General features: G+C 60.7%; 26 protein-coding genes, 1 other RNA gene and 2 pseudogenes. 16 read left to right on the forward strand and 13 right to left on the reverse strand.

Translation table 11 applies throughout. From position 1 onward, the window contains the following. Nucleotides 1–68: 68 nt before the first annotated feature. Together ubiD and AC1DWG_RS01540 are read left to right on the forward strand one after the other, a co-directional pair. Nucleotides 69–1,535 (forward strand): 4-hydroxy-3-polyprenylbenzoate decarboxylase, encoded by a 1,467-nt coding sequence (ubiD, locus tag AC1DWG_RS01535; RefSeq protein ID WP_108217171.1) that lies wholly within the window; start codon nt 69–71, stop codon nt 1,533–1,535. Beyond that, nucleotides 1,535–2,503, forward strand: coding sequence for a CDP-6-deoxy-delta-3,4-glucoseen reductase (locus AC1DWG_RS01540; RefSeq protein ID WP_477754651.1), 969 nt, complete (start codon nt 1,535–1,537; stop codon nt 2,501–2,503). The genes ubiD and AC1DWG_RS01540 overlap by 1 nt, the downstream gene beginning before the upstream one ends. A gap of 12 nt (nt 2,504–2,515) precedes the next feature. On the opposite strand, the gene AC1DWG_RS01545 is transcribed toward AC1DWG_RS01540, so the two are convergent. Further along, nucleotides 2,516–2,992, reverse strand: a complete 477-nt coding sequence (locus tag AC1DWG_RS01545; protein ID WP_477754652.1) for a sn-glycerol-3-phosphate transporter — start codon at nt 2,990–2,992, stop codon at nt 2,516–2,518. 313 nt (nt 2,993–3,305) lie between these two features. Here AC1DWG_RS01545 and AC1DWG_RS01550 point away from each other — a divergent pair, with 313 nt between their 5' ends. Then, nucleotides 3,306–3,974 (forward strand): gamma-glutamylcyclotransferase, encoded by a 669-nt coding sequence (locus AC1DWG_RS01550; protein ID WP_477754653.1) that lies wholly within the window; start codon nt 3,306–3,308, stop codon nt 3,972–3,974. A 123-nt stretch (nt 3,975–4,097) separates the two neighbouring features. Here AC1DWG_RS01550 and AC1DWG_RS01555 read toward each other — a convergent pair whose 3' ends face one another. After that, nucleotides 4,098–5,075: an NADPH:quinone oxidoreductase family protein gene (locus AC1DWG_RS01555; protein ID WP_477754654.1), complete on the reverse strand. Its 978-nt coding sequence runs from the start codon at nt 5,073–5,075 to the stop codon at nt 4,098–4,100. Nucleotides 5,076–5,225: 150 nt separating this feature from the next. Between AC1DWG_RS01555 and AC1DWG_RS01560 the strand changes: the two genes are divergently transcribed. Then, nucleotides 5,226–5,633 (forward strand): flagellar basal body-associated protein FliL, encoded by a 408-nt coding sequence (locus tag AC1DWG_RS01560; protein WP_477763001.1) that lies wholly within the window; start codon nt 5,226–5,228, stop codon nt 5,631–5,633. Between the two features lie 99 nt (nt 5,634–5,732). On the opposite strand, the gene AC1DWG_RS01565 is transcribed toward AC1DWG_RS01560, so the two are convergent. Further along, nucleotides 5,733–6,182: an EVE domain-containing protein gene (locus tag AC1DWG_RS01565; protein ID WP_477763000.1), complete on the reverse strand. Its 450-nt coding sequence runs from the start codon at nt 6,180–6,182 to the stop codon at nt 5,733–5,735. Between the two features lie 195 nt (nt 6,183–6,377). On the opposite strand from AC1DWG_RS01565, the gene AC1DWG_RS01570 reads away from it, so the two are divergent. Next, nucleotides 6,378–6,533 (forward strand): hypothetical protein, encoded by a 156-nt coding sequence (locus AC1DWG_RS01570; RefSeq protein WP_007978897.1) that lies wholly within the window; start codon nt 6,378–6,380, stop codon nt 6,531–6,533. Nucleotides 6,534–6,568: 35 nt separating this feature from the next. Here AC1DWG_RS01570 and AC1DWG_RS01575 read toward each other — a convergent pair whose 3' ends face one another. The 4 genes from AC1DWG_RS01575 to AC1DWG_RS01590 all read right to left on the reverse strand — a co-directional run bounded on the left by AC1DWG_RS01575 (nt 6,569) and on the right by AC1DWG_RS01590 (nt 7,993). Then, nucleotides 6,569–7,174 (reverse strand): 5-formyltetrahydrofolate cyclo-ligase, encoded by a 606-nt coding sequence (locus tag AC1DWG_RS01575; protein WP_477754657.1) that lies wholly within the window; start codon nt 7,172–7,174, stop codon nt 6,569–6,571. 86 nt (nt 7,175–7,260) lie between these two features. Continuing rightward, nucleotides 7,261–7,439: non-coding RNA, 6S RNA (gene ssrS / locus AC1DWG_RS01580), on the reverse strand. Nucleotides 7,440–7,469: 30 nt separating this feature from the next. Next, nucleotides 7,470–7,787, reverse strand: coding sequence for a cell division protein ZapA (locus AC1DWG_RS01585; protein WP_477754658.1), 318 nt, complete (start codon nt 7,785–7,787; stop codon nt 7,470–7,472). Further along, the gene (locus AC1DWG_RS01590) at nt 7,784–7,993 is read right to left on the reverse strand and encodes a TIGR02449 family protein (protein WP_007982902.1); all 210 of its coding nucleotides are present in this window, start codon (nt 7,991–7,993) and stop codon (nt 7,784–7,786) included. The genes AC1DWG_RS01585 and AC1DWG_RS01590 overlap by 4 nt, the downstream gene beginning before the upstream one ends. 240 nt (nt 7,994–8,233) lie before the next feature. Here AC1DWG_RS01590 and AC1DWG_RS01595 point away from each other — a divergent pair, with 240 nt between their 5' ends. From AC1DWG_RS01595 to gcvH, 9 genes and pseudogenes are all read left to right on the forward strand, one after another. Then, nucleotides 8,234–8,791 carry a YecA/YgfB family protein gene (locus AC1DWG_RS01595; protein WP_477762999.1) on the forward strand — a complete coding sequence of 186 codons (558 nt, stop codon included), beginning with the start codon at nt 8,234–8,236 and terminating at the stop codon, nt 8,789–8,791. Between the two features lie 27 nt (nt 8,792–8,818). After that, entirely contained in the window at nt 8,819–10,153 is a 1,335-nt protein-coding gene (gene pepP / locus AC1DWG_RS01600) for a Xaa-Pro aminopeptidase (RefSeq protein ID WP_477762998.1), read from the forward strand. After that, nucleotides 10,150–11,337: a 2-octaprenyl-6-methoxyphenyl hydroxylase gene (ubiH, locus tag AC1DWG_RS01605; protein ID WP_477762997.1), complete on the forward strand. Its 1,188-nt coding sequence runs from the start codon at nt 10,150–10,152 to the stop codon at nt 11,335–11,337. Before pepP ends, ubiH begins: the two co-directional genes overlap by 4 nt. 38 nt (nt 11,338–11,375) lie before the next feature. Next, nucleotides 11,376–11,486 (forward strand): annotated as a pseudogene (locus AC1DWG_RS01610) (tetrameric acyl-CoA thioesterase); the annotation flags it as partial. A 9-nt stretch (nt 11,487–11,495) separates the two neighbouring features. Next, nucleotides 11,496–12,713 carry a 2-octaprenyl-3-methyl-6-methoxy-1,4-benzoquinol hydroxylase gene (locus AC1DWG_RS01615; protein WP_477763145.1) on the forward strand — a complete coding sequence of 406 codons (1,218 nt, stop codon included), beginning with the start codon at nt 11,496–11,498 and terminating at the stop codon, nt 12,711–12,713. Between the two features lie 232 nt (nt 12,714–12,945). Beyond that, complete coding sequence (locus tag AC1DWG_RS01620; protein ID WP_477762996.1) at nt 12,946–13,950, forward strand: extracellular solute-binding protein; 1,005 nt, start codon at nt 12,946–12,948, stop codon at nt 13,948–13,950. A gap of 138 nt (nt 13,951–14,088) precedes the next feature. Continuing rightward, nucleotides 14,089–15,705 carry an ABC transporter permease gene (locus AC1DWG_RS01625; RefSeq protein WP_477753091.1) on the forward strand — a complete coding sequence of 539 codons (1,617 nt, stop codon included), beginning with the start codon at nt 14,089–14,091 and terminating at the stop codon, nt 15,703–15,705. A 155-nt stretch (nt 15,706–15,860) separates the two neighbouring features. Beyond that, nucleotides 15,861–16,943: a glycine cleavage system aminomethyltransferase GcvT gene (gene gcvT / locus AC1DWG_RS01630; protein WP_477762995.1), complete on the forward strand. Its 1,083-nt coding sequence runs from the start codon at nt 15,861–15,863 to the stop codon at nt 16,941–16,943. 49 nt (nt 16,944–16,992) lie between these two features. After that, nucleotides 16,993–17,352 (forward strand): annotated as a pseudogene (gcvH, locus tag AC1DWG_RS01635) (glycine cleavage system protein GcvH); the annotation flags it as partial. A gap of 15 nt (nt 17,353–17,367) precedes the next feature. Here gcvH and AC1DWG_RS01640 read toward each other — a convergent pair. Next, nucleotides 17,368–18,507 (reverse strand): DegT/DnrJ/EryC1/StrS family aminotransferase, encoded by a 1,140-nt coding sequence (locus AC1DWG_RS01640; RefSeq protein WP_477787154.1) that lies wholly within the window; start codon nt 18,505–18,507, stop codon nt 17,368–17,370. Between the two features lie 154 nt (nt 18,508–18,661). On the opposite strand from AC1DWG_RS01640, the gene gcvP reads away from it, so the two are divergent. Then, nucleotides 18,662–21,535, forward strand: a complete 2,874-nt coding sequence (gcvP, locus tag AC1DWG_RS01645) for an aminomethyl-transferring glycine dehydrogenase (protein ID WP_477762993.1) — start codon at nt 18,662–18,664, stop codon at nt 21,533–21,535. Nucleotides 21,536–21,729: 194 nt separating this feature from the next. On the opposite strand, the gene AC1DWG_RS01650 is transcribed toward gcvP, so the two are convergent. From AC1DWG_RS01650 to AC1DWG_RS01670, 5 genes are all read right to left on the reverse strand, one after another. After that, a complete protein-coding gene (locus AC1DWG_RS01650; protein ID WP_477753086.1) occupies nt 21,730–22,047 on the reverse strand; it encodes a DUF2388 domain-containing protein in 318 nt (105 codons plus the stop codon). A 68-nt stretch (nt 22,048–22,115) separates the two neighbouring features. After that, a complete protein-coding gene (locus AC1DWG_RS01655) occupies nt 22,116–22,565 on the reverse strand; it encodes an NfeD family protein (protein WP_477759739.1) in 450 nt (149 codons plus the stop codon). Between the two features lie 8 nt (nt 22,566–22,573). Further along, the gene (locus tag AC1DWG_RS01660) at nt 22,574–23,494 is read right to left on the reverse strand and encodes an SPFH domain-containing protein (RefSeq protein ID WP_046039079.1); all 921 of its coding nucleotides are present in this window, start codon (nt 23,492–23,494) and stop codon (nt 22,574–22,576) included. An 84-nt stretch (nt 23,495–23,578) separates the two neighbouring features. Next, nucleotides 23,579–25,363, reverse strand: coding sequence for a type IV pilus assembly ATPase TfpB (tfpB, locus tag AC1DWG_RS01665; RefSeq protein ID WP_477787155.1), 1,785 nt, complete (start codon nt 25,361–25,363; stop codon nt 23,579–23,581). 90 nt (nt 25,364–25,453) lie between these two features. Continuing rightward, nucleotides 25,454–25,792 (reverse strand): hypothetical protein, encoded by a 339-nt coding sequence (locus tag AC1DWG_RS01670; protein ID WP_477762991.1) that lies wholly within the window; start codon nt 25,790–25,792, stop codon nt 25,454–25,456. A 126-nt stretch (nt 25,793–25,918) separates the two neighbouring features. Here AC1DWG_RS01670 and AC1DWG_RS01675 point away from each other — a divergent pair, with 126 nt between their 5' ends. After that, entirely contained in the window at nt 25,919–26,383 is a 465-nt protein-coding gene (locus AC1DWG_RS01675; RefSeq protein WP_057398760.1) for an Lrp/AsnC family transcriptional regulator, read from the forward strand. Nucleotides 26,384–26,396: the final 13 nt, after the last annotated feature.

Genomic DNA, 26,396 nt, shown 5'->3' on the forward strand with positions numbered 1-26,396 from the left:
GTTCTGAACCGAAGGGTTCGGCGCTAAACTGCCTGCCCCGAACGCCACGGCCAACACGAGGCTTACGCATGCAGTATCGCGACTTGCGCGACTTTATCAGCGGGCTGGAACAGCGCGGTGAACTCAAGCGCATTCAGGTTCCGGTGTCCCCAGTGCTCGAAATGACCGAGGTCTGTGACCGCACTTTGCGCGCCAAAGGCCCGGCCCTGCTATTCGAAAAACCCACCGGTTATGACATTCCTGTGCTCGGCAACCTGTTTGGCACCCCCGAGCGCGTGGCGCTGGGCATGGGCGCCGAGGCGGTCAGCGAACTGCGCGAAATTGGAAAGCTGCTGGCGTTCCTCAAAGAACCCGAGCCACCGAAAGGCTTGAAGGATGCCTGGTCCAAGCTGCCGATCTTCCGCAAGATCATTTCGATGGCGCCGAAAGTCGTCAAGGACGCGGTGTGCCAGGAAGTGGTCATCGAAGGCGACGACGTCGACCTGGCGATGTTGCCGGTGCAGACCTGCTGGCCGGGCGACGTTGGCCCGTTGATCACCTGGGGCCTGACCGTCACCAAAGGCCCGAACAAGGATCGCCAGAACCTCGGCATCTATCGTCAGCAAGTGATCGGTCGCAACAAGGTCATCATGCGCTGGCTGAGCCACCGTGGCGGCGCGCTGGATTACCGCGAGTGGTGCGAGAAGCATCCCGGCCAGCCGTTCCCGGTTTCCGTGGCATTGGGCGCGGACCCGGCGACCATCCTCGGCGCCGTGACCCCGGTGCCCGACAGCCTTTCCGAATACGCTTTCGCCGGCCTGTTGCGCGGCAACCGCACCGAGCTGGTGAAATGCCGCGGCAATGACCTGCAAGTGCCGGCCACCGCCGAGATCATCCTCGAAGGCGTGATCCATCCAGGCGAAATGGCCGATGAAGGCCCGTACGGTGACCACACCGGTTACTACAACGAAGTCGACAGCTTCCCGGTATTCACTGTCGAGCGCATCACCCACCGGATCAAACCGATCTACCACAGCACCTACACCGGCCGTCCACCGGATGAGCCGGCGATTCTCGGCGTTGCGCTGAACGAAGTGTTCGTGCCGATCCTGCAGAAGCAGTTCCCGGAGATCACCGATTTCTACTTGCCGCCCGAAGGCTGCTCGTACCGCATGGCCATCGTGACCATGAAGAAGTCGTATCCGGGCCACGCCAAGCGGGTAATGCTGGGTGTCTGGTCGTTTTTGCGACAGTTCATGTACACCAAGTTCGTTATCGTCACCGACGACGATATCAACGCCCGGGACTGGAACGACGTGATCTGGGCCATCACCACGCGCATGGACCCCAAGCGCGACACGGTGATGATCGACAACACGCCGATCGACTATCTCGACTTTGCCTCGCCGGTGTCCGGCCTGGGGTCGAAAATGGGCCTCGATGCCACGCATAAATGGCCGGGCGAAACCACCCGCGAGTGGGGCCGAGTCATCGTCAAGGACGATGCCGTGACCCAGCGGATCGATGCCATCTGGAATCAGTTAGGAATAGATTGATGCGTGTAACCTTGCAGCCCTCCGGAGCAGTGCTTGAGATATTGCCCGGTGAGCGGATTCTCGATGGCGCACGACGTTTGGGCTACGAATGCCCGCAAAGCTGCCGCAACGGCAATTGCCACGTGTGCGCGGCACTGCTGGTGGAAGGCCGGGTCGAACAGACCGGCGATGTGCGTGATCATGGCGAGTTCTACACTTGCATAGCGGAGCCGCTGGAAGACTGCATCGTGCTGTGGGATGGCGTGCTCGCGCTGGGAGAACTGCCGGTGCGCAGCGTGTCGTGTCAGGTCATTGAGTGCAAGGACGTGGGCGGCGACACCTGGCGCGTGCGTCTGCGGGCTCCGGCCGGTAAACCGCCGCGCTACCATGCCGGCCAGTACCTGATGATCGAACGCGAGAACGGCGAAAAGTCCGCCTTCTCCCTCGCCTCGGCACCACATGCTGGGCGCGACCTGGAAATCCATGTACTGGCGCGCGAATCCAGTGCGTTGAGCCTGATCGAACAGCTTCAGCGCAACAGCATGGTGCGGGTCGAGTTGCCGTTTGGCGATACCCACCTGGAGGAGTTGCCGGACGGTCCTCTCGTGCTGATCGCCGCTGGCACCGGCATGGGCCAGGTCCACGGCCTGATCGAACATTGCCGGGCCTCGGGTTTCAAGCATCCGGTGCATCTGTATTGGGGTGTGCGTCGCCCAGAAGACTTTTATCAAGTCGAGCATTGGGACGAATGGCTGAAACTGCCCAACCTGTTCCTGCACAAGGTCGTCAGTGATCAATGCGGTTGGGAAGGGCGTTGCGGCATGTTGCATGAAGCGGTCTGTGAAGACTTCCCTGACCTCAAGTCGCTGCATGTGTACGCCAGTGGCTCTCCGGCCATGGTCTACGGCACGCTGGATGCGCTGGTGGAAGCGGGAATGGATGCGCATCAGATGCGTGCTGACGTTTTTGCCTACGCGCCACGCTCGTAGGTCAGCGTGGGATCAGAAGCGCACGCCAGTGGTCACCATGGCGGCGTTGAAGCCGAGCAACACCAGCTCGGCTGCCACCGGACCGTAATGTGTGCCCAGTGAGGGGATGATCACCGGTGCGACCCCGAAGCGATTCAGGGGGATCTTGTCCTTATGTTTGCCACGGTAGCCTTCCAGCAGGCCGCCCGTGAATTTGATATACACGGGATAGGAGGCGCTTTCGTAGCGTTTACCCGCGTAGACATAATGTGAGCGCTGACTGTACGAATTGCGAAAAGTGGCAGCGCCAAACAGCCAGTCGGACGCGTCGATACGTTCAAGACCAATAAGATCCTGATTGTTGTTGTGCCTGGGGTCGGGCGAATAGTGCTTCGTATAAACACTGGTCTGCAAATACCAGGAGCCGGTGTCCTTTGAGCTTGCATGCTGTGCCAGCGCCAATGGCGCCAAGACCATCAACAGCACTGCGTAAAACCATGGTTTTTTCATCGGCGGCCCCCTGTGAAGGCAGTCTGGCTTGCGCCTGTGTGGCCGTTATACGCGACGCCCGATGGAGGCCAGAAGGCGGCAAATCTGAAGGGGGAGTAGGACGTTTCTGATAAGCGGCTTTATTCCCGGAAGGACTCAATGCTTATGCATATTTCATTCTGGTATTTAAGATATTTGCAGAATGACATTAGGGTATATAAACAGTCAGGCAAACGTCCTTTATCACTTTTCGTTTTACCTTTACTGCTATATGTTCTATTACATTAATAGTGTTTACATTTTGTAATGCTTGCGGGGCCGAACAACTGTTGCCATGAGCGCCATTGAATCTGCTTTTTTGAATCTGGCTTACCCTCCGCGGCTCGATCTGGGGCCGCAACTCACTCACGAACAACTGCTCAGCTCGATGCAATCGACCATGGCGCGCCACAAGGGCGGGCCGGTCTGGTTGTTTGCGTATGGTTCGCTGATCTGGCGCCCTGAATGCACAGCGGTTGAGCGGGTTCGCGGCCGGGTGCATGGCTATCATCGCGGGTTGTACCTGTGGTCCCACGAACATCGTGGCACCCCGGAAATGCCCGGCCTGGTGTTTGGCCTGGATCGCGGTGGCTCTTGCAGCGGTTTCGCCTATCGCTTGCCCGAAGAGCAACTCGAAGCGTCGCTGTACGCACTTTGGCAGCGCGAGATGCCATTCCCTTCCTACCGTCCGCACTGGCTCAACTGCCGTCTCGAAGATGGCAGCCAGGTACAGGCATTGGGCTTTGTGCTGGAGCGACACCTGCCCAGCTATGCCGGCAACCTGCCGGACCATGTGCTGAGCCATGTGTTCGAAAACGCCTGCGGGCGCTACGGCACCACTCGCGATTATGTCGAGCAGACCGCGCATGCCCTGCGCAGCCACGCCATGCCAGACCGGAATCTGGAGGCGCGGCTCAAGCGCTGTAAATCAAAGTCCGCCTGGACGAATGCCACGCTGCCCTGACTGGCGACTGGTTCGTAACACATGAGCTTTTTGCCTGAGTATCTTCGCAAGGTGCTTGGGTCCACGCGCCAATGAAAAGCGATCTGAACGGCGTCTTTCGAAGTTCAGATCGCTTGCCTCGGCTCAGCGAACCTGCACAACAACCTTCCCGACAGCCTTGCGCTGACCAAGATCATTGATGGCTTGCGCCGCATTGTCCAGCGGATAAACCTGTGACACCAGCGGCTTCAATTTGCCTTCGGCAAACCAGCCAAACAGTTGCTGGAAGTTCGCGGCGTTGTCCTGTGGCTGACGTTGGGCGAAGGAGCCCCAGAACACACCGAGTACCGCTGCGCCTTTGAGCAGCGCGAGGTTCACCGGCAATTCGGGAATGCGCCCGCTGGCGAAGCCGACCACCAGCAGGCGGCCGTTCCAGGCGATGGCACGGATGGCCTGGTCGAACAGGTCACCGCCCACCGGATCGTAGATCACGTCAGCGCCCTGGCCATCGGTCAGGCGCTTGATTTCGTCCTTCAGGCTGGTTTCGCTGTAGTTGATCAGTTCGTCGGCGCCGGCGGCCTTGGCCACGGCGAGTTTCTCTGCGCTGCTGGCTGCGGCGATCACCCGGGCGCCCATGGCTTTGCCGATTTCCACCGCCGCCAGGCCGACACCGCCGGAGGCACCAAGCACCAGCAGGGTTTCGCCCTGTTGCAGGTTGCCGCGCTGCTTCAGGGCATGCATCGAGGTGCCGTAGGTCATGCTGAAGGCGGCGGCGGTGTTGAAGTCCATGGACGGCGGGATCGGCAACACGTTGTAGCCCGGCACGGCGACCTGTTCGGCAAAGCTGCCCCAGCCGGTCAGGGCCATGACCCGGTCACCGACTTTCAAGTGGCTGACCTTTTCGCCCACAGCGCTGACCACACCGGACGCTTCGCCACCGGGAGAGAACGGGAAGGGCGGCTTGAACTGGTATTTGCCCTCGATGATCAACGTGTCGGGGAAGTTGACCCCGGCGGCGTGCACGTCCAGCAGGATTTCATTCTTCTTCGCGACAGGACTGGCGACGTCTTCCAGCACCAGCGATTCGGCAGGGCCGAAGGCTTTGCACAGCACGGCTTTCATCAGGGCTATTCCTTTGGGAGTGATGGCCGATAAGTGTAGGTGTGTGGGTCGATGGGTCAACGAGCATGCCCGACCCTGATAGCCAGCCATAAGCTTGTGCTTGCGCGGCGGGTCGTTATGCCAGGCCGCAAACCGGATAAGGAGCGAATTTTGAAAGCGTGGATCATGTTGATGCTGGCCCTGTCTCTGCCTGTGACAGCGGTGGCCGAAGAAGCCAAAGAGGATACAGCTCCGAAGGTCAGTTACATCACCCTGAGCCCGCCGTTCGTGGGTAACTACGGGCTGGACGGCACGCCGAAACTGAAGGTCTACAAGGCCGATGTGGCGTTGCGGGTGACCGGTGACGAGGCGGCCAAAGCGGTGAAGGCCAATGAACCTTTGATCCGCAATCAATTGGTCGCGCTGTTCGCCCAGCAGACTACCGAGACAATGAACAACGTCGAGGCCAAGGAAAAGCTGCGTCAGGAAGCGCTGAAGCAGACCCAGCAGATCATGAATGATGAAACCGGTAAGCCGGTGGTTGAGGATTTGTTGTTCAATAACCTGATCATTCAGTAAGTCTTTTTTGAAAATCAAAAGATCGCAGCCTTCGGCAGCTCCTACATCAGGCGCGTAATCCTGTAGGAGCTGCCGAAGGCTGCGATCTTTTGGCAGTCATCAGCGCAGCGCTATAACCGCCGCCCACTGCTCCGGGGTTACCGGCATCACCGAAAGCCGGGAGCCTTTCTGCACCAGCGGCAACTCGGCCAGCGCCGTCTGCTGCTTCAGGTAATCCAGCTTCAACACCCGGACAAACGTCTCGACATGCGCGACATCGATCGCGCTCCAGGCATTTTTGTCCGGGGTGGCCTTCGGGTCAAAATAATGGCTCTCCGGCTCCAGTGCCGTCGGGTCCGAATACGCGGCTTCGACAATTTTGCCGATTCCGGCGATGCCCGGCTCAGGGCAGCTGGAATGGTAGAAAAAGAACTCGTCCCCCACTGCCATGGCCCGCAGGAAATTGCGTGCCTGATAGTTGCGAACCCCGTCCCAGCGCGCTTTTCCGAGCTTTTCCAGTCCTTTTATCGAGAGTTCGTCGGGCTCGGATTTCATCAGCCAATAGGCCATGTCTTTTGCTCCTTGCGAGGTGATTGAGCCGCTTGTCGGCGATTTTATGACAAACCGACAGTCGGTTGACGTCAGCATTTGCGCAGCGGTTCACGTTGTCGCAAAATGCCGGCCTTTAAAGCTTGACGCTGCTGCACGGCCTATAAACGGAAACCGCTGCTGTCATCGTGTAGATATGCCTTTGGGGGGTAATCGATGAAACGCAAACCGGATTTACTATGGATTTTGGTCATTTTGTTTGGCCTTGGCGTCGTGACCACTGGCTATGCCCAAAGCCTGTGGGCCAGCAAGACCGATGCACCAGTCGAGCTCGCCCAATTGCAGCAACAGTCGACCGCCTTCAAGCGCTGATCCTGTTGCCTCGGCGTCGCTGATCGAAGTGGCGCCTAGCCTGCGTAATACCAGGCCTTGTCCGTCACCGTTCCTTGCAGCGGCACATCCCAGCTCGCCTGAGCCAATCGCCCCACCTTCTGACATTCATGGGCCAGCCCCAACAGCGTCGGCTTGCGCCAGTCATTTCGTCGTGCCAGGTAGGCCAGGCTCCGATCATAGAAACCGCCGCCCATTCCCAGGCGCCCGCCGACATCGTCAAACCCCACCAATGGCAACAACACCAGGTCCAGCGCCCATATCTTGCGCTGCCGGGCGAGGTTGGCCCGAGGTTCGAGAATGCGGAAGCGGTTGGGTTTGAGTTTTTCCCCAGGACGGATGCGCTGGAACACCATTTTGGTTCGCGGCCAGGCGCTCAGCACCGGTAGATAGGTGGCTTTGCCCCGGCGCTGCGCGGCGCGCAGCAACAGGCGCGGATCGATTTCACCGTCGGTGGGCAGGTAGAGCGAGATGTGTCTGGCGCGGCGGAACAGCGGTTGCTGGGCCAATTGCTTGTACAGCCCGCGAGCGGCCTGGCGCTGCTGACTGGGTGTCAGTGCGCGGCGGGCCTTGCGCAGCATGCGTCGAAGTTGCGGGCGGGGGAGCAGCGCAGGTTCGGTCATGTATTCGGGCTTCAACAATGCGGATACGTGAAGCGTACCCGTAAAAACGCCAATGCCGGTATCAAAACCGGCATTGGACTGAAATCAGGCTCCCCGAATGTGCCGCTGTCGACTTAGCCCTTGAACCCGAAAGTTCAAGGTGGAAGATGCAGTAGGCTTTAAGGCTTTCCGTCTAGCGGACATGCACACCAGCCCAACGTGCAACCTCCAGGGTATAGCAAATCGGCTCAGGGACATCGCCAACTGGCAAGCACCCCAGGGAGTGAGGGGATTATACCGCAAGTGGTGGCGCGAATCAGCCTTTGGTGACGTCCGGATCGGTGGCGAGCGCCAGATCGACGCGATCGAGCAGGTCACGCACCTGTTCGCGGGTCGAGCCGCTGGCCTGGATATCCGGGCGATCTTCCTTGTGCAGCAGGTCGTGGGTGATGTTCAGCGCTGCCATCACGGCGATACGGTCAGCGCCGATGACTTTGCCGCTGCTGCGGATCTCGCGCATCTTGCCGTCCAGATAACGGGCGGCGCTGATCAGATTACTGCGCTCTTCCTGAGGGCAGATGATCGAATACTCTTTGTCGAGGATCTGCACGGTGACGCTATTGCTTGAACTCATGAGTCTTGCTCCAGGGCCTTGAGGCGCGAAATCATCGATTCGACCTTACGCCGGGCGATTTCGTTTTTTTCAATGAGGTGCGCGCGTTCCTCGCGCCAGGTCTTTTCCTGAGCTAGTAAGAGTCCGTTTTGACTCTTAAGTTGCTCGACTCGGGTAATCAGCAGTTCGAGTCTGGCCATCAGCGCTTGCAGATCGGTGTCTTCCATTGTGTCCACTGAGTTCGTGTCTGACCGGAGGTAGCGGGCGGACCACTGTAGGAGCGAGCTTGTTCCGGGCGGCGTTCCGACGATGAACTTGAGAACGCCGCGGAGTATCAGGTCCCCAGCGTTATCGTTGACGACCATCGTCGGAACGCCGCCCGGAACAAGCTCGCTCCTACAGGGGTAGTCGATGTAGGATACAAGGCCTTCATTCTAGACATAGCGCCGTCTGGCGCCTAGCTGCCCATGACCATTCAGAATTCCCCGTACCAAGCCTTCGCCACCCTGCTGACTTCCAGCGGTCATAACGTCTCGCCCGCCGAACTGCACGGCCTGCTGCTCGGTCGCAGTTGCGCTGGCGCCGGTTTCGATGCCGAAGGCTGGCTGATCGACGCCGCCGAACTGCTCGAAAGCGAGCCTCAGGACAACGTTCGCAGTGCCCTGATCGGCCTGCAAGAGATGGTTAAAGGCGAGCTCACTGGTGATGACGTGACGGTCGTTCTGTTGCTGCCAACTGACGACGCTCCGCTCATCGAACGTGCCGCCGCACTGGGCCAATGGTGCCAGGGCTTCCTCAGCGGATTCGGCCTGAACTGCCGTGACAGCAGCTCCCTGAGCACCGAGGCCACCGAAGTGCTGCAGGATCTGGCGGCCATTTCCCAGGTGCAGGATGCCCTGGAAGAGTCCGAAGACGGCGAGAGCGACTACATGGAAGTCATGGAATACCTGCGCGTCGCACCGCTGCTGCTGTTCTCCGAGACCAAAAAAGACGTGTCGGCCGCCGCCAAACCGTCGTTGCATTAATCGTTTGCCAGGGAACGCCATCTGCCCATGATCCACATCCCGAAATCGGAATACAGCCGTCGCCGCAAGGCCCTGATGGCGCAGATGGAACCCAACAGCATCGCCATCCTGCCCGCCGCCGCGGTGGCCATTCGTAACCGCGACGTCGAGCATGTCTACCGTCAGGACAGCGACTTCCAGTACCTCAGCGGATTTCCCGAGCCCCAGGCCGTACTGGTGCTGATGCCGGGGCGAGTGCATGGCGAATACATTCTGTTCTGCCGCGAACGCAATGCCGAACGCGAGCTGTGGGATGGCCTGCGTGCCGGGCAAGAGGGCGCGATTCGCGACTTCGGCGCCGACGACGCCTTTCCGATCACTGATATCGACGACATCCTGCCGGGCCTGATCGAAGGCCGTGACCGGGTGTATTCGGCCATGGGCAGCAACCCCGAATTCGACCGCCACCTGATGGAGTGGATCAACGTGATCCGCTCCAAGGCCAACCTCGGTGCCCAGCCGCCGAACGAATTCGTTGCCCTGGATCATCTGCTGCACGACATGCGCCTGTATAAATCGGCGGCAGAAGTGAAAGTGATGCGCGAGGCGGCGCGGATTTCCGCCCGGGCGCACGTACGGGCAATGCAGGCCTGTCGCGCCGGGTTGCACGAATTCAGCCTGGAAGCCGAGCTCGATTACGAATTCCGCAAGGGCGGGGCGAAGATGCCGGCCTACGGGTCGATCGTCGCGGCGGGGCGCAACAGTTGCATCCTGCATTACCAGCAGAACGACGCAGTGCTCAAGGACGGGGATCTGGTGCTGATCGACGCCGGTTGCGAGATCGACTGCTACGCCAGCGACATCACCCGGACCTTTCCGGTCAGCGGCAAGTATTCAGCGGAACAGAAAGCGATTTACGAATTGGTGCTGGCTTCCCAAGAGGCTGCCTTTGCCGAAATCACCCCGAACAAACACTGGAATCAGGCACATGAAGCCACGGTCCGGGTCATCACGGCCGGGCTGGTCAAGCTGGGGCTGCTCCGGGGCGACGTCGACGAACTGATCGCCAGCGAAGCCTACAAAGCGTTTTACATGCACCGCGCCGGTCACTGGCTGGGCCTGGATGTACATGACGTCGGCGAATACAAGGTCGGCGGCGAATGGCGCGTGCTGGAAGTCGGCATGGCGCTGACCGTGGAGCCGGGGATCTATATCGCTGCGGACAACCAGAGCGTGGCGAAGAAATGGCGCGGCATTGGCGTGCGCATCGAGGACGACGTAGTGGTCACCAAAACCGGTTGTGAAATATTGACGGGCGGCGTGCCGAGAACGGTCGCCGAGATCGAGGCCCTGATGGCCGCCGCGCGGACACAAGCGGCATGAGTCGAGTCAATCTGGCAATCATCGGTGGCGGGCTGGTCGGTGCGAGTCTGGCGCTGGCCTTGCAAGCTGGAGCCAAGGCCCGGGGCTGGAAAATCGTGCTGATCGAACCGTTCGCCCCCGGCGACACGTATCAACCGAGTTACGACGCCCGTTCTTCGGCGTTGTCCTTTGGCTCCCGGCAAATTTATCAACGGCTGGGCGTCTGGCAGGAAATCTCCCGCCGCGCCGAGCCGATCAAGCAGATTCATGTTTCCGACCGTGGGCGTTTCTCGACGGCGCGGTTGTCGGCGATGGAAGAGGGCGTTCCTGCGCTGGGTTATGTCGTTGAAAACGCCTGGCTCGGCCAATGCCTGTGGCAAGGCCTGGACAAGGACGTGATCAGTTGGCGCTGCCCGGCGGAAGTCGCTCGCATGGAGCCGCTGACCGATGGCTATCGTCTGACCCTCAATGATGAAACTACCCTGGAATGCGACCTCGCGGTGCTCGCCGATGGTGGCCGCTCCGGCCTGCGCGAGCAATTGGGGATCGGCATCCGCAAGCGTCCGTATAACCAGAGCGCGCTGATCGCCAACATCACCCCGAGCGAAGCCCACAACGGCATGGCTTTCGAGCGTTTCACCGACGAAGGCCCGATGGCGTTGCTGCCGCTTCCGGAAAATCGCTGTGCACTGGTCTGGACCCGCCTGGGGATGGATGCGCAACGCCTGGCTTCGCTGGATGAACGCAGTTTCCTTAGCGAGTTGCAGGGGGTATTCGGATATCGCCTTGGTACGTTGAAACAGGTCGGTGCACGACATCTGTATCCGCTGACACTGGTCGAGGCCGAAGAACAGGTGCGTCCGCATCTGGCGGTGCTCGGCAACGCGGCGCACAGCCTGCATCCGATTGCCGGCCAGGGGTTCAACCTGTCCCTGCGCGATGCCCAGGCCCTGGCCGATACCTTGCTCGCCAGCGAAAAACCATTGGGCGACTTCGCCACGTTGCAGGCCTATCGCGAACGCCAGCGTCTCGATCAGGACCTCACCGTGGGTTTCTCCGATCAGGTCACGCGCCTGTTCGGCAGTACGCAGCCGCTGGTATCCCTGGGGCGCAACATCGGACTGCTCGGCCTCGACCTGTTGCCACCGGCCAAACGCTGGTTTGCCCGACAGGCGATGGGTTTGGGTACGCGTCCAGGTGCGTAACTGGTTGATCCGCCGATTCGGCAAGGCGCGATTGATAAAAATACCTGCCGCAATTGCAGGTCGACATTCATGACGGCGCCGGCCACTTGGTGGCGCGTGTCGGGAAAACCCTTTACGTGCGGCTCAAGCCGCAAGAGAGACAGGCTTAAAGCATGGAAATGCGCGCAGATCTGCTGATTGTCGGGGCCGGAATGGTCGGCAGCGCCCTGGCGCTGGCGTTGCAGGGCAGCGGGCTGGAAGTCCTGCTGCTGGACGGCAGCCCCATGAGTGTCAAACCCTTCAACGCTCAGGCCGCTTTTGAACCGCGGGTGAGCGCCTTGTCGGCCGCCAGCCAGCGGATTCTCGAACGCCTCGGCGTCTGGGATGGCATCGCCGGGCGGCGCAGCAGCCCCTACACCGACATGCAGGTCTGGGATGGCAGCGGCACCGGGCAAATCCACTTCTCGGCGGCCAGCGTGCATACCGAGGTGCTGGGGCATATCGTCGAAAACCGCGTGGTCCAGGATGCCTTGCTCGAGCGCCTGCACGATTGCGATCTGGGGTTGCTGGCCAATGCGCGCCTGGAACAGATGCGCCGCTCCGGCGATGACTGGCTGCTGACCCTGGCCGATGGCCGCACCCTGCGCGCGCCGCTGGTGATCGCAGCGGATGGCGCCAACTCGGCGGTGCGGCGCTTGGCCGGGGTCGCGACTCGCGAATGGGATTATCTGCACCATGCTATCGTCACCAGCGTGCGTTGCGCCAAACCGCATCAAATGACGGCCTGGCAGCGCTTCACCGACAACGGTCCGTTGGCGTTCCTGCCCCTTGAGCGCGACGGCCAACAGGATTGGTGTTCGATCGTCTGGTCGACCACGCCTGGCGAAGCCGAACGCCTGATGGCGATGGATGACCAGGGTTTCTGCAAAGAACTGGAGCGCGCCTTCGAGGGGCGACTCGGTGAAGTGCTCAGCGCCGACCCACGGTTGTGCGTGCCCCTGCGCCAGCGACATGCCAAGCGTTATGTGGCTGAAGGTCTGGCGTTGATCGGCGACGCGGCCCACACCATTCACCCGTTGGCCGGGCAGGGGGTGAATCTCGGATTCCTCGATGCCGCCGTGCTGGCCGAAGTGTTGCTGCAAGCGGCAACACGAGGCGAACGTCTGGCAGATGTGAAAGTCCTCAGTCGTTACGAGCGTCGGCGCATGCCTCACAACCTGGCACTGATGGCGGCGATGGAAGGCTTCGAGCGGTTGTTCCAGGCTGATCCGTTGCCGGTGCGTTGGTTGCGTAATACCGGGTTGAAAATGGTGGAGAAGATGCCGGAAGCCAAGGCGTTGTTCGTGCGTGAAGCGCTGGGGTTGATCGGGGATTTGCCCGTTCTCGCCAAGGCCTGATTTTTGTTGAGGCTGCCGGCGAGGTTCCCCTGTAGGAGCTGCCGCAGGCTGCGATCTTTTGATCTTGCTCTTCAACATCAAAAGATCGCAGCCTGAGGCAGCTCCTACATGGAACGCGGTAAATTTTAACGCCTGCGCAACATCTGGTAACTCCTCCGCGGACAGGTTCGATTGAGAAGGTAAATGTGAGTCCTTATCATTTGCCCTCATTTTCAATCGAGGGACCGCTCCCATGTTGGCACCAAAGCGTCTACTGACCGCACTGGCCCTGACCCTGATCGGCAGCACCGCCGCCCAGGCTGCTGACGAGGTGGTGGTCTACTCCTCGCGTATCGACGAGCTGATCAAACCAGTATTCGATGCCTACACCGCCAAGACCGGCGTTAAGGTGAAGTTCATCACCGACAAGGAGGCGCCGCTGATGCAGCGGCTCAAGGCCGAGGGCGCGAATACGCCGGCCGACCTGCTGCTCACCGTCGATGCCGGCAACCTCTGGCAAGCCGAGCAGATGGGCATCCTCCAGCCGTTCACCTCGAAAACCATCGACGCCAACATTCCGCTGCAATACCGGGCCGCCTCTCATGCCTGGACTGGCCTGAGCCTGCGGGCGCGGACCATTGCCTACTCCACTGATCGGGTAAAGCCGGGTGAACTGACCACCTACGAAGCGCTGGCCGACAAGCAATGGGAAGGCCGCCTGTGCCTGCGCACGGCGAAGAAGGTCTACAACCAGTCCCTGACCGCGACCATGATCGAAGTGCACGGCGCCGAGAAGACCGAGGAAATCCTCAAGGGCTGGGTCAAGAACCTGTCCACCGACGTGTTCTCCGACGACACCGCCGTGCTGGAAGCGATCAACGCCGGCCAGTGCGACGTTGGAATCGTCAACACCTACTACTACGGTCGCCTGCACAAGCAGAAACCAGACCTGCCGGTGAAACTGTTCTGGCCGAACCAGGCTGACCGTGGCGTACACATCAACCTGTCAGGTATCGGCCTGACACAACACGCGCCACACCCGGAAGCGGCCAAGGCCCTGGTGGAGTGGATGACCACCCCTGAAGCGCAGAAAATCTTTGCCGACGTGAACCAGGAGTTCCCGGCCAACCCGGCGGTGGCACCTTCTGAAGAAGTGGCGGCCTGGGGCAAATTCATTGCCGATACCTTGCCGGTGGAAATTGCCGGCAAGCGCCAGGCTGAAGCGATCCGCATGATGGACAGGGCTGGCTGGAACTGAGTCGGTTTTAAAAAAGCTAAAGATCGCAGCCTGCGGCAGCTCCTACAGGGTGATCATCAACCCAATGTAGGAGCTGCCGCAGGCTGCGATCTTTTTGCGTTTTCCCTAAACTCCAAGATTTATCCAGAGAGCTTTTCCTTGGCCCATCCCGCCCAACGCCGCTGGTATCCAGTCGTCTTCGCCATCGCGGCTTTGGTCCTGTTGCCCCTGAGCGTTCTGCTGCTTTCCTGGCAAACCATCGACGTTCAAATCTGGTCCCACCTGTGGGACACGCAGATGCCGCGCCTGCTGGGCAACACGCTGACGCTGGTGCTTGGTGTCGGTGCGGGAGTCACCCTGCTGGGCGTCAGCCTCGCCTGGCTGACCAGCCTTTGTGAATTCCCCGGCAGGCGCTGGCTCGATTGGGCGCTGATGCTGCCCTTCGCGATACCGGCCTACGTGCTGGCGTTCGTGTTTGTCGGCCTGCTGGATTTCGCCGGGCCCGTGCAAAGCCTGCTGCGCGAGTGGTTCGGTAGTGGTCTGCGACTGCCACGCGTGCGCTCCACGGGCGGGGTGATTGTGGTGTTGGTGCTGGTTTTCTATCCCTATGTATATCTGCTGGCCCGTACGGCCTTCCTCGCCCAGGGCAAAGGCCTGATGGAGGCGGCGCGGGTCCTTGGCCAATCGCCCTGGCAAGCGTTCTGGCGGGTAGCTCTGCCCATGGCGCGGCCAGCCATCGGTGCAGGGGTGGCATTGGCACTGATGGAAACCCTGGCGGACTTCGGCGCCGTGTCGGTGTTCAATTTCGATACCTTCACCACGGCCATCTACAAGACCTGGTACGGTTTTTTCAGTCTGTCGTCCGCCGCGCAACTGGCCAGTTTGCTACTGCTGGTGGTGATGCTAGTACTGTATGGCGAACGGCGTGCTCGCGGGGCCAACCGGGCGAGCAACGAGCGACCACGGGTCAAGGCGCTGTATCACCTGCGAGGCTTCAAGGCACTGGCAGCCGTGACATGGTGCGGGCTGGTATTTGCCTGCGCCTTTGTCATTCCAATGCTGCAACTGATGGTGTGGTTCTGGCAGCGTGGGCGCTTCGATCTCGACGAGCGTTATACCGGGTTGATCGTCCATACCTTGTATTTGGGGGCGATGGCGGCGTTGATCACCGTAAGCGTTGCCTTGTTACTGGCATTCGCCCGACGACTGGCGCCCACCCGGGTCATTCGTTCCGGGGTCAGTCTGGCCAACCTGGGTTACGCCTTGCCCGGTTCGGTGCTGGCGGTGTCGATCATGCTGGCGTTCAGTTACCTGGATCGCGAGCTGGTGATCCCGCTCTCGGGCTGGCTCGGTGGCGCGGGCAAGCCGCTGCTGCTGGGCAGTCTGTCGGCGTTGTTGCTGGCCTATCTGGTGCGCTTCATTGCGGTGGCCTATGGGCCACTGGAAAGCAGTCTGGCACGTATACGGCCATCTTTGCCCGAAGCGGCACGTAGCCTGGGCGTCAGTGGGCCACGACTGTTTTTCAAAGTGTATCTACCGTTGTTATTACCCGGCACGCTGAGCGCCGCGCTGCTGGTGTTCGTCGATGTGCTCAAGGAAATGCCCGCAACCTTGCTGATGCGCCCGTTTGGCTGGGACACGCTGGCGGTGCGAATCTTCGAAATGACCAGCGAAGGCGAATGGGCGCGGGCGTCTTTGCCGGCATTGACCCTGGTGCTGGTCGGGCTGTTACCGGTCATCGGGTTGATTCGGCGTTCAGCACATCGAAACAGCTAGGTGTCAGTCCTACACCTTGCGGCTACAATGCGCGGCATTCGGTGCGGTCCGTCTGACAGACCAGGTAGCTGAAAGCGGCTGAAGGCCCTTGTTTCAAGGCATTCAGTCCGTGCAGCACCTGCCCGCACCTTCGCCACGCCCGGAAGGAGAAACCCATGGGACAGCGTACGCCTCTGTATGACCTTCATCTCGCACTTGGCGCGAAGATGGTCGATTTTGGCGGTTGGGACATGCCTCTGCATTATGGATCGCAGGTCGAGGAACACCATCAGGTGCGCCGCGATTGCGGTGTCTTCGATGTATCCCACATGACCGTGATCGACGTCGGTGGCTCCCAGGCAAAAGCCTGGCTTCAGCATTTGCTGGCCAATGATGTCGAACGCCTGCACAGCCCCGGCCGTGCGTTGTACAGCACCATGCTCAACGAGCAGGGCGGGATCGTCGACGACATGATCGTCTACCGTCTCGATGCGGGTTATCGCCTGGTGGTCAACGCCTCCACTCGCGATCAGGACATAGCCTGGATGCAAGCTCATCTCGACGGTTTCGACGTGCAACTTCGCGAACGTTCCGAGTTGGCGATGCTGGCCATCCAGGGCCCCCACGCCCGGCAGAAAATTGCCGAGCTGGTCAGCCAGTCCCGCGGCAACCTGATCCAGCTACTCAAACCCTTCGAAGGCCTGCCCGATGGTGACTGGTTCATCGCGCGCACCGGTTATACCGGCGAAGACGGCCTGGAAATCATTCTGCCCGCTGATCAGGCGCCCGGCTTTTTCAACGATCTGGTCGGAGCCGGGATTTCTCCCATCGGCCTTGGCGCACGGGATACCTTGCGGGTCGAAGCCGGCATGAACCTTTACGGTCAGGACATCCAGCAAGATGTTTCACCATTGGCCTCCAATATGGCCTGGACCATCGCCTGGGAGCCTGCCACCCGGCAGTTCATCGGGCGCAAGGCCCTGGAAGCCGAAAAGGCCGCCGGTGTGCAGCACAAACTGGTCGGTCTGGTCCTTGAGGAGCGCGGGGTTTTACGTGCTCATCAGGTGGTCCGTATCGCCGATGTTGGCGAAGGGGAGATCACCAGTGGTAGTTTCTCTCCTACGCTAAGCAAGTCGATTGCACTGGCGCGCGTGCCGATGGCTACTGCCGACCGCGCTGAAGTGGAAATCCGTGGCAAGTGGTACCCGGTCCGAGTGGTCAAACCGACCTTCGTACGTCACGGCAAAACCTTGATCTAACCTTTTCTGGCGGGCATGCCCGCCGACCCTTTTCCTGAGGACACAGAACATGAGCGATATCCCTGCCAACCTGCGTTTTGCCGAAAGTCACGAATGGGCACGTCTGGAAGCCGATGGCACCGTCACCGTGGGCATCAGCGATCACGCGCAGGAAGCGCTGGGTGATGTGGTATTTGTCGAGCTGACTGAAGTCGGCAACGTGTTTGCCGCTGAAGATCAGGCTGGTGTCGTTGAATCGGTCAAAGCCGCTTCCGACATCTACTCCCCGATTGCCGGTGAAGTGATCGCGGTCAACGAAGAGCTGAGCGCTTCGCCGGAACTGCTCAACAGCGACCCGTACGGCGCGTGGATCTTCAAGCTCAAGCCAAGCAACGCTGCAGACCTGGAAAAGCTGCTGGATGCTGCCGGCTCCTACACGGATGGTTCAAGGCTTGAGTACGGCCTTCACCGCCGCCACCGAACGCTCGACATCGGCTTTGCTCATCGCCGTGAACATCGGCAGCGAGACAATCAGCCGACCGACCCGCTCAGCGACCGGGAACATGCCCTCCTTGAAACCGCGCTCGCGGTACAGGCTCAACAGGTGAATCGGCGGGTAGTGATAGCCGATCCCGACACCCAATGCCTGCATCTGCTCCATGAAAGTCGCCCGCGCCGGTTTGCCGTCTGTACGTTCCGGTAATACCAGCTGGAACAAATGCCAATTGCTTTGGGTGAAATCCGCCGGAGGCAGTTGCGCCCCGTACTGCGCTTCGAAATCCTCGCCAAAGCAGGCGAAATAGTGCCGGGCCAGGTCACGGCGATGAGCGGTGAGCGCGTCGATATGGGCGAACTGACCCAGACCAATGGCCGCCGCAACGTCGGTCATGTTGAATTTGCCACCCAGCACGTCGACGTCCAGGCCATCGAAGCCGTTGCGGGTAACGCCCTGCAGCCGGTACTTCTCTGCCAGTCGTACTTCTTCGGCCGTATTCAGCACCAGGCAACCGCCCTCGGAGGAGGTGACGTTTTTGTTCGCCTGGAAACTGAAGGACACGAAATCCCCCGTCGAGCCAATGCGCTGGCCGTTCCAGCTGGAGCCGAGTGCCTGGGCCGCATCTTCGACGATCCGCAGGCCGTGCTTTTTCGCCAGGGCGTACAACCGCGTCATGTCCACCGGCAACCCGGCGAGGTACACCGGGATGATGGCTTTGGTGCGGGGGGTAATCGCCGCTTCCAGCTGATCCAGATCGATGTTGCGGGTCACCGGGTCGATGTCGGCAAACACCGGGGTGGCGCCGACCTCCAGAATGACGTTGGCGGTGGCCACCCAGGAAATCGGCGTAGTGATCACTTCATCGCCCGGCCCGACCCCGGCAATGCGCAAGGCGATTTCCATGGTGCAGGTGCCGGAATTGAAGGTGCGTACCGGGCGCCCACCGAAATACTCCGAAAGTTGCGCTTCGAAGGCCTGGACCTTGGGGCCGCTGGTAATCCAGCCCGAGCGCAATACCTCGCCGACGGTGGCAATCGTGGCTTCATCGATGGTGGGTTTGGAAAACGGCAGGAAAGGCAGTTGGCTCATGGATACAGTCACCCGATCAGCGGACATTAAGTTGGCGACGGACATGATGATCCGGATTGGTCGACCGCGCCACGTCATCCACGCGAAGATCGACTGCTATGCTGTTTTGACCGTGTTGCATCGACGCCGAGCGCCAGTCAAGAGAGAGCCCGTCATGTCCCAATTGCCGTCCCTGAGCCAGTTACGCGACCCCAATGCCTTTCTGCGCCGTCACCTCGGACCCGATGCCGCCGAGCAACAGGCGATGCTCGACAGCCTCGGCCTGGGCAGTCGGGTCGAATTGATCGAGCAAACGGTGCCGCCGGGCATCCGCCTCAACCGGGCGCTGGACCTGCCCCCGGCACTCGATGAAGAGGCCGCGCTGGCCAAGCTGCGTGGTTATGCCGAGCAGAACCAGGTCTGGACCAGCCTGATCGGCATGGGCTACCACGGCACCCTCACACCGGCCGTCATATTGCGTAACGTGCTGGAAAATCCCGGCTGGTACACCGCATACACCCCCTATCAGCCGGAGATCGCACAAGGGCGGCTCGAGGCGCTGCTGAACTTCCAGCAACTGACCATCGACCTGACCGGTCTGGAACTGGCCAATGCCTCTCTGCTCGATGAGGCCACCGCCGCGGCGGAGGCCATGGCCCTGGCCAAGCGGGTCGCCAAGTCCAAAAGCAACCTGTTCTTTGTCGACGAAAACTGCCACCCGCAAACCATTTCCGTGGTGCAGACCCGCGCTGAAGGTTTCGGCTTCGAGCTGATCGTCGACGCTGTGGATAACTTGAAGCAGCACCAGGTGTTCGGCGCGCTGCTGCAATACCCCGACACCCACGGTGAAATCCACGACCTGCGGCCGCTGGTTGATCACCTGCACGCGCAACAGGCCCTGGTATGTGTCGCCACGGATTTGCTGAGCCTGTTGTTGCTGACCCCGCCGGGTGAACTGGGTGCCGATGTGGTGTTCGGCTCGTCCCAGCGATTTGGCGTGCCCATGGGTTACGGCGGGCCGCACGCGGCATTTTTTGCCAGTCGCGATGAATACAAGCGAGCGATTCCCGGGCGGATCATCGGTGTTTCAAAAGATGCGCGGGGCAACACCGCCCTGCGCATGGCCCTGCAAACCCGCGAGCAACACATCCGCCGGGAGAAGGCCAACTCCAATATCTGCACGGCCCAGGTGCTGCTGGCCAATATCGCCAGTTTCTATGCGGTCTACCACGGCCCGGAAGGGCTCAAGCGGATCGCCCAGCGGGTTCATCGACTGACCTGCATCCTTGCCGCCGGGCTTGAACGCAACGGTATCACCCGGGTCAACCGGCACTTCTTCGACACCCTGACGCTGGAGGTCGGCGGAGCCCAGACAGCGATCATCGAAAGTGCCCGGGCCGCACAGATCAACCTGCGCATTCTCGGGCGCGGCCAACTGGGCCTGAGCCTCGACGAGGCCTGCGACGAAGGCACCGTGGCGAAGCTGTTCGACGTGTTTCTGGGGGCCGATCACGGGCTCAGCATCGACGCCCTGGATGCCGAAGTCTTGCCTGGCGGAATTCCCGAAGGGCTGGCGCGAACTTCGCCTTATCTGCGCCATCCGGTGTTCAGCGCCCATCACAGCGAAACCGAGATGCTGCGCTACCTCAAGCAATTGGAAAACAAGGACCTGGCGCTCAATCAATCGATGATCCCGCTGGGCTCCTGCACCATGAAGCTCAATGCCACCAGCGAGATGATCCCGATTACCTGGCCGCAGTTCGCCAACCTGCATCCGTTCGTGCCCAAGGAACAGGCCGTCGGGTACGGGCTGATGATCGAAGAACTGGAACGCTGGCTGTGCGCGATCACCGGTTTCGACGCGATCTGCATGCAGCCCAACTCCGGTGCTCAGGGCGAATACGCCGGGCTGCTGGCGATCCGCAAATACCATGAGAGCCGTCAACAGGGTGGCCGCGACATTTGCCTGATTCCTTCGTCGGCTCACGGCACCAATCCCGCGTCGGCGCAAATGGCCGGGATGCGCGTGGTGATCGTCGAATGTGACGAGGCGGGCAACGTCGACCTTGATGACCTCAAGGAAAAAGCCGCGCAGGCGGCAGACAAACTTGCCTGCCTGATGGCGACCTATCCTTCGACCCATGGCGTGTATGAGGAAGGCATCAGCGAAATCTGTGAAGTGATCCACCATCACGGCGGTCAGGTGTACATGGATGGCGCCAACCTCAACGCCCAGGTCGGGCTGGCGCGGCCGGCCGATATTGGCGCCGATGTCTCGCACATGAACCTGCACAAGACCTTCTGCATTCCCCATGGTGGCGGTGGGCCGGGCATGGGGCCGATTGGTGTTCGGGCGCATCTGGCGCCGTTCGTGGCCAACCATCCGGTGGTGCCGATCGACGGACCGCACCCGCAAAATGGCGCCGTCAGCGCAGCGCCCTGGGGCAGCGCAAGCATTCTGCCGATCAGCTGGATGTACATCGCCATGATGGGGCCGCAACTGGCGGACGCCAGCGAAGTGGCGATCCTCGCCGCGAACTACCTGGCGCGGCATTTGTCCGGTGCCTTCCCGGTGCTCTACACCGGGCGCAACGAGCGGGTGGCCCACGAATGCATCCTCGACCTGCGACCGCTCAAGGCGTTGACCGGCATTACCGAAGAGGACGTGGCCAAGCGCCTGATGGACTACGGCTTCCATGCCCCGACCATGTCGTTTCCGGTGCCGGGGACGCTGATGGTCGAGCCGACCGAAAGTGAATCGAAGGCGGAACTGGACCGTTTCATCGGGGCGATGCTGAGCATCCGCGCGGAAATCAACGAGGTGCAAAATGGTAACTGGCCGGCTGAAGAGAACCCGTTGAAAGGTGCGCCGCATACGTTGGCCGACATCACCGGCGTGTGGGAGCGGCCGTACAGCATCGTGCAAGCGGTCACGCCGGACGCGCACACCAAGGCTCACAAGTATTGGCCGGTAGTGAACCGGGTGGACAATGTGTATGGGGACCGGAATCTGTTTTGTGCCTGTGTGCCGGTGGATGATTACCGCTGACACTTCTGGATGCACGTAACCCCTGTGGGAGCGAGCCTGCTCGCGAATGCGGTGTGACAGTCACTGAATATTTCACTGATCCACCGCTATCGCGAGCAGGCTCGCTCCTACAGGGAGGCTCGGTGAACGTGGGGTTTGTAATCTCGGGGCAAAAAAATGCCGCTCATGTGAGCGGCATTTTTCATTCGCAACGCTTACTTCGAAGCCACGGCATTCTTCGCCAGAATCGCGTTCGCCAACTCCATGTCCGTGGCTTGCAGGCCAGGATTGTCGGCGCGGACTTTCTGCATGGCCGCTTCCAGGTACGGGCCGCGGATACTGCCATCACTGGCGACGAAGCTGCTGGCATCGTCCTGGGCCGCGACGACCATCTTGTTATCCTTGGATGTCAGATAGCTCGAACCGGTGGTTGCACCGGAGGTAAGAACGTTACGCCAAAAAGTATCGGCCATCGCCGAACCGACAGGCAGGGACAACAGCGCGACGGTAGCGACAGCAAGTTTGAAACGCATGACAGGGTGACTCCACTGGGTTGACTACGCGGTTGGATTGCCAACCCCCAATCGAGTTCCGTGGTCGCCTATTCCGCTGCTTCGACCAGCAGGATCGCGCCTTGCTGGCCAACCACCCGCACGCGGCTACCTAGTGCAGCGTCCGGTCCTCGGGCCATCCACACGCCGTCGGCCACCTTGATTTTGCCGCGACCGTCGATAATCGCTTCATGCACCACAAAGGTTTTGCCGATCAGTTCCTGGCCGCGCAGATTCAGGTGCGGCTGATCGCTCGGACGCATCGCCGTGCGCTGACGCCGCCACCAGTACAACGCGGTGGTGATCGACAGCAGGCCGAACAACAGAAACTGCCATTCCCAGGACAAGCTCGGCAGCAGGAAGGTCAAGACGCCCACGGCTGCCGCGGCCATGCCGATCCACAGCAGGTAACCGCCGGCGCCGAACACTTCGAGAATCAACAGCACCGTGCCCAGCGCCAACCAGTCCCAGAACGAAAGGTGCTGCAAAAATGCCCACATGGCGCGCCTCAGGCTTTCTTGTTATCGAAAGTGGCCTTGACGATTTCGCCAATGCCACCGACTGCGCCGATCATTGAACTGGCCTCGAGCGGCATCAGGATCACTTTGCTGTTGTTGGCCGAAGCCAGCTTGCCCAGCGCATCGATGTACTTCTGCGCCACGAAGTAGTTGACCGCTTGCACGTTGCCGCTGGCGATGGCTTCGGACACCACTTTGGTCGCCTGGGCTTCTGCCGCGGCTTGCCGCTCGCGGGCTTCGGACTCCAGGAAGGCGGCCTGGCGACTGCCTTCGGCTTCGAGGATCTGCGCCTGCTTCTTGCCTTCGGCGGTCAGGATCGCTGCGGCGCGCAGGCCCTCGGCCTCGAGGATCTGGGCACGCTTGATCCGTTCGGCTTTCATCTGCCCCGACATCGCCGCCATCAGGTCGGCGGGTGGGCTGATGTCCTTGATCTCGATCCGGGTGATCTTGATGCCCCACGGCGCGGTCGCTTCGTCGACAGTGCGCAACAGTTTTTCGTTGATCCCGTCACGTTGGCTGAGCATGGCGTCGAGTTCCATCGAGCCGAGTACCGTACGGATGTTGGTTTGCAGCAGGTTGCGGATGGCATGTTCGAGGTTGTTCACCTCGTAGGCGGCCTGGGCCGTGTTGACCACCTGGAAGAAACACACGGCGTCGATTTGCACCGTGGCGTTGTCGGAGGTGATGACTTCCTGCGGCGGAATATCCAGCACGCTTTCCATCACATTCATCTTGCGCCCGATGCGGTCCATGACCGGAATGATGACGTTCAGCCCTGGCTTGAGCGTGTTGGTGTAGCGACCGAAACGCTCGACGGTCCATTCAAAGCCCTGGGGCACGACCTTGAAACCCATGAACAGAATGGCGACCACCAGGCCGACAAAAAGCAAAAGCACACTACCGATCTGCATAACGATTCCTTGTTGATGTGTGGATCTGTGGAGTTGCAATCGCTGGAGTGTAGCTGTGCCGATGCCGGATAAGTACAGCCGGGCTCAGCTCTGCTCGCTCTGGGGCGTCACCCGCAGAACTTCCTCAATGGTCGTCAGCCCGGCGGCGACCTTTTGCGCTCCTGACAGCCGCAGGCTGCGCATGCCTTCCTTGAATGCCTGCCGCCGCACGGCCAGCAGATCGGTGTCGGGACTGATCAGCGCTTTGATGCTGTCGCTGAGCTGCATGATTTCGTAGACCCCGGCGCGACCGTGATAACCGGTGTCGCGGCATTCCAGGCAACCGATGGCACGCTGGGCATTGGCCGGCAACGGTGCTTGCCAGGGCCGGGTCAGGGTTTGCCAGTCGTCTTCGCCCAGCGTCAGCGGCGCCTTGCAGTGCGGGCACAGGGTTCGCACCAGTCGCTGGGCCATGACGCCAAGCACTGTGGCCTTGATCAGGTAATGCGGCACGCCGAGTTCCAGCAGGCGGCTGATGGCGCTGGGCGCGTCGTTGGTGTGCAGGGTCGACAGCACCAGGTGCCCGGTGAGCGCCGCCTGGATCGCCATCTCCGCGGTCTCGAGGTCGCGGATCTCGCCGATCATGATGATGTCCGGGTCTTGCCGCATCAGCGCGCGCACGCCGGCGGCGAAGGTCAGGTCGATGTTGTGCTGGACCTGCATCTGGTTGAACGCCGGCTCGACCATTTCGATCGGGTCTTCGATGGTGCAGAGGTTGACCTCCGGCGTCGCCAGTTTTTTCAGGGTGGTGTAGAGGGTTGTGGTTTTGCCCGAACCTGTCGGCCCGGTGACGAGGATGATGCCGTGGGGCTGGCGGGTCATGTCCTGCCAGCGGCGCAGGTCGTCGGCGGAAAAACCAAGCTGGTCGAAGTCCTTTAGCAGGACTTCCGGATCGAAGATCCGCATGACCATTTTTTCGCCGAAGGCCGTGGGCAGTGTCGACAAGCGCAGTTCGACTTCACCGCCGTCCGGGGTCTTGGTTTTCACCCGGCCGTCCTGGGGTTTGCGTTTCTCCGCGACGTTCATGCGCCCCAGGGTTTTCAGGCGACTGACGATGGCCATGGTGACCTGGGGTGGGAATTGATAGACGTTGTGCAGCACACCGTCGATGCGAAAGCGCACCGTGCCTTGCTCGCGCCGAGGCTCGATGTGGATGTCGCTGGCGCGCTGCTGGAACGCGTACTGGAACAGCCAGTCGACGATGTTGACGATGTGTGCGTCGTTGGCGTCCGGCTCCTGGTCGCTGGCGCCGAGGTTGAGCAACTGCTCGAAATTGCCGAGGGTACTGACTTGCGGGTCGGCGCTGTTCGCACCGGTGACCGATTTGGCCAGGCGGAAGAATTCGACGCTGAAGCGCTGTATGTCCACCGGGTTGGCCACCACGCGCTTGATCGGCAATTTGAGCACGTGGGTCAGGTCAGCCTCCCAGCCGCTGACATAAGGCTGGGCGCTGGCCACGGTGACCGCCTCGCGGTCGATCGCTACCGCGAGGATCTTGTGGCGCTGGGCGAAGGCATAGGACATCAGCGGGGTCACGGCCGCGACATTGATTTTCAGTGGGTCGATGCGCAGGTAAGGCTGGCTGGCCTGCCGGGATAGCCACAGGGTCAGGCTCTCGAGGTCCAGCGGTTTGCCGGGACGGCTGAGATCGTCCAGCTGTTGGCTGGCAATGAACTCCAGCGGATGCATCTGCCCAAGGGAGGCGTTGCGGCGGCGGGCATTGAGCGCGTGTTCGGCCGAATCCTGACTGATAAAGCCCTGGGCGACCAGTTCGCGCAGCAGGTCATTGAGATCCAGCCAGCGGTCCTGAAAGGCGAGATGTACGGACATGCGGGCTCCTTTTGAACGACAGTGCGCAAAGGATAGCCGTGGCCCGGCTGACCGCTGGGCCACTACCCGACGAAGGCGTTTCGGAGTCTTTCAGCCCGCCGCTTGAACCGCTTCGGCCCATGTGGAATCAGCTTCTTGCAGCTCCACCGAGCAGACGCTGATCAAGTTACGAAGTTTTTCCGCAATCACTTGCGCGCGGTGCCAGCTCAAACCGTCGATGACGATCTCGATGCTCAGCCAGTCGTCCTGGCGCTGCGCGTTGACCTGTTCCGGCGTGAGCAATTGCAAAGCGAACAGATTGAGAGTGCGACACAGCAGGTCCGGTTCTGCCTCGGCCAGCATTTGATAGCGAACCCGGCAATGGGCGTTGCCGACGTTCCAGACATCGGCGCGGGCAGGTGGGGTGTTCACGGCTTCGAGATACGGCATGGTCTGGCTCCAAAATCATTGGAGAAATGTTTACATCCTGTGCCGGGTATTTCTTCTCTATGATTGGCTGTATTGCAGAAATGAAGAATCAATCAATTCACTTATTACTCGGTTAAGGGTTTTTTTATGCAAAGCGAACTAGACGGCTACGACCGCAAGATCCTCGCCTTGCTGCAAGAGGATGCTTCGCTTTCCAGCGCACAGATCGCCGAGCAGGTGGGGCTCTCGCAATCGCCGTGCTGGCGGCGGATTCAGCGGATGAAAGAGGAGGGCATCATTCGCGGCCAGGTGACTTTGCTCGACCGCAAGAAAATCGGCCTGAACACGCAGATCTTCGCGGAGGTGAAACTCAATGCCCACGGGCGTTCGAACTTCACCGAATTCACCGAGGCGATTCGCGGCTTTCCGGAGGTGCTGGAGTGTTATGTGCTGATGGGGGCGGTGGATTTCTTGCTGCGGATTGTCACGGCGGACATCGAGGCCTACGAGCGCTTCTTCTTCGAGAAGCTGTCGATGGTGCCGGGGATTCAGGAGGTCAATTCGATCGTGGCGTTGTCGGAGATCAAGTCGACCACCAGTTTGCCGGTCTGAAACTTTGTGGTGA

It is taken from the genome of Pseudomonas sp. P4_B3, from assembly GCF_056402295.1.

Excerpts from the sequence above, each read along its gene's own strand:
- ubiD (WP_108217171.1), top strand. The coding sequence starts at position 69 with ATGCAGTATCGCGACTTGCGCGACTTTATCAGCGGGCTGGAACAGCGC.
- AC1DWG_RS01540 (WP_477754651.1), top strand. The coding sequence starts at position 1,535 with ATGCGTGTAACCTTGCAGCCCTCCGGAGCAGTGCTTGAGATATTGCCC.
- AC1DWG_RS01545 (WP_477754652.1), bottom strand. The coding sequence starts at position 2,992 with ATGAAAAAACCATGGTTTTACGCAGTGCTGTTGATGGTCTTGGCGCCA.
- AC1DWG_RS01550 (WP_477754653.1), top strand. The coding sequence starts at position 3,306 with ATGAGCGCCATTGAATCTGCTTTTTTGAATCTGGCTTACCCTCCGCGG.
- AC1DWG_RS01555 (WP_477754654.1), bottom strand. The coding sequence starts at position 5,075 with ATGAAAGCCGTGCTGTGCAAAGCCTTCGGCCCTGCCGAATCGCTGGTG.
- AC1DWG_RS01565 (WP_477763000.1), bottom strand. The coding sequence starts at position 6,182 with ATGGCCTATTGGCTGATGAAATCCGAGCCCGACGAACTCTCGATAAAA.
- AC1DWG_RS01570 (WP_007978897.1), top strand. The coding sequence starts at position 6,378 with ATGAAACGCAAACCGGATTTACTATGGATTTTGGTCATTTTGTTTGGC.
- AC1DWG_RS01575 (WP_477754657.1), bottom strand. The coding sequence starts at position 7,174 with ATGACCGAACCTGCGCTGCTCCCCCGCCCGCAACTTCGACGCATGCTG.
- AC1DWG_RS01585 (WP_477754658.1), bottom strand. The coding sequence starts at position 7,787 with ATGAGTTCAAGCAATAGCGTCACCGTGCAGATCCTCGACAAAGAGTAT.
- AC1DWG_RS01590 (WP_007982902.1), bottom strand. The coding sequence starts at position 7,993 with ATGGAAGACACCGATCTGCAAGCGCTGATGGCCAGACTCGAACTGCTG.
- AC1DWG_RS01595 (WP_477762999.1), top strand. The coding sequence starts at position 8,234 with ATGACCATTCAGAATTCCCCGTACCAAGCCTTCGCCACCCTGCTGACT.
- pepP (WP_477762998.1), top strand. The coding sequence starts at position 8,819 with ATGATCCACATCCCGAAATCGGAATACAGCCGTCGCCGCAAGGCCCTG.
- ubiH (WP_477762997.1), top strand. The coding sequence starts at position 10,150 with ATGAGTCGAGTCAATCTGGCAATCATCGGTGGCGGGCTGGTCGGTGCG.
- AC1DWG_RS01615 (WP_477763145.1), top strand. The coding sequence starts at position 11,496 with ATGCGCGCAGATCTGCTGATTGTCGGGGCCGGAATGGTCGGCAGCGCC.
- AC1DWG_RS01620 (WP_477762996.1), top strand. The coding sequence starts at position 12,946 with ATGTTGGCACCAAAGCGTCTACTGACCGCACTGGCCCTGACCCTGATC.
- gcvT (WP_477762995.1), top strand. The coding sequence starts at position 15,861 with ATGGGACAGCGTACGCCTCTGTATGACCTTCATCTCGCACTTGGCGCG.
- AC1DWG_RS01640 (WP_477787154.1), bottom strand. The coding sequence starts at position 18,507 with ATGAGCCAACTGCCTTTCCTGCCGTTTTCCAAACCCACCATCGATGAA.
- gcvP (WP_477762993.1), top strand. The coding sequence starts at position 18,662 with ATGTCCCAATTGCCGTCCCTGAGCCAGTTACGCGACCCCAATGCCTTT.
- AC1DWG_RS01650 (WP_477753086.1), bottom strand. The coding sequence starts at position 22,047 with ATGCGTTTCAAACTTGCTGTCGCTACCGTCGCGCTGTTGTCCCTGCCT.
- AC1DWG_RS01655 (WP_477759739.1), bottom strand. The coding sequence starts at position 22,565 with ATGTGGGCATTTTTGCAGCACCTTTCGTTCTGGGACTGGTTGGCGCTG.
- AC1DWG_RS01660 (WP_046039079.1), bottom strand. The coding sequence starts at position 23,494 with ATGCAGATCGGTAGTGTGCTTTTGCTTTTTGTCGGCCTGGTGGTCGCC.
- tfpB (WP_477787155.1), bottom strand. The coding sequence starts at position 25,363 with ATGTCCGTACATCTCGCCTTTCAGGACCGCTGGCTGGATCTCAATGAC.
- AC1DWG_RS01670 (WP_477762991.1), bottom strand. The coding sequence starts at position 25,792 with ATGCCGTATCTCGAAGCCGTGAACACCCCACCTGCCCGCGCCGATGTC.
- AC1DWG_RS01675 (WP_057398760.1), top strand. The coding sequence starts at position 25,919 with ATGCAAAGCGAACTAGACGGCTACGACCGCAAGATCCTCGCCTTGCTG.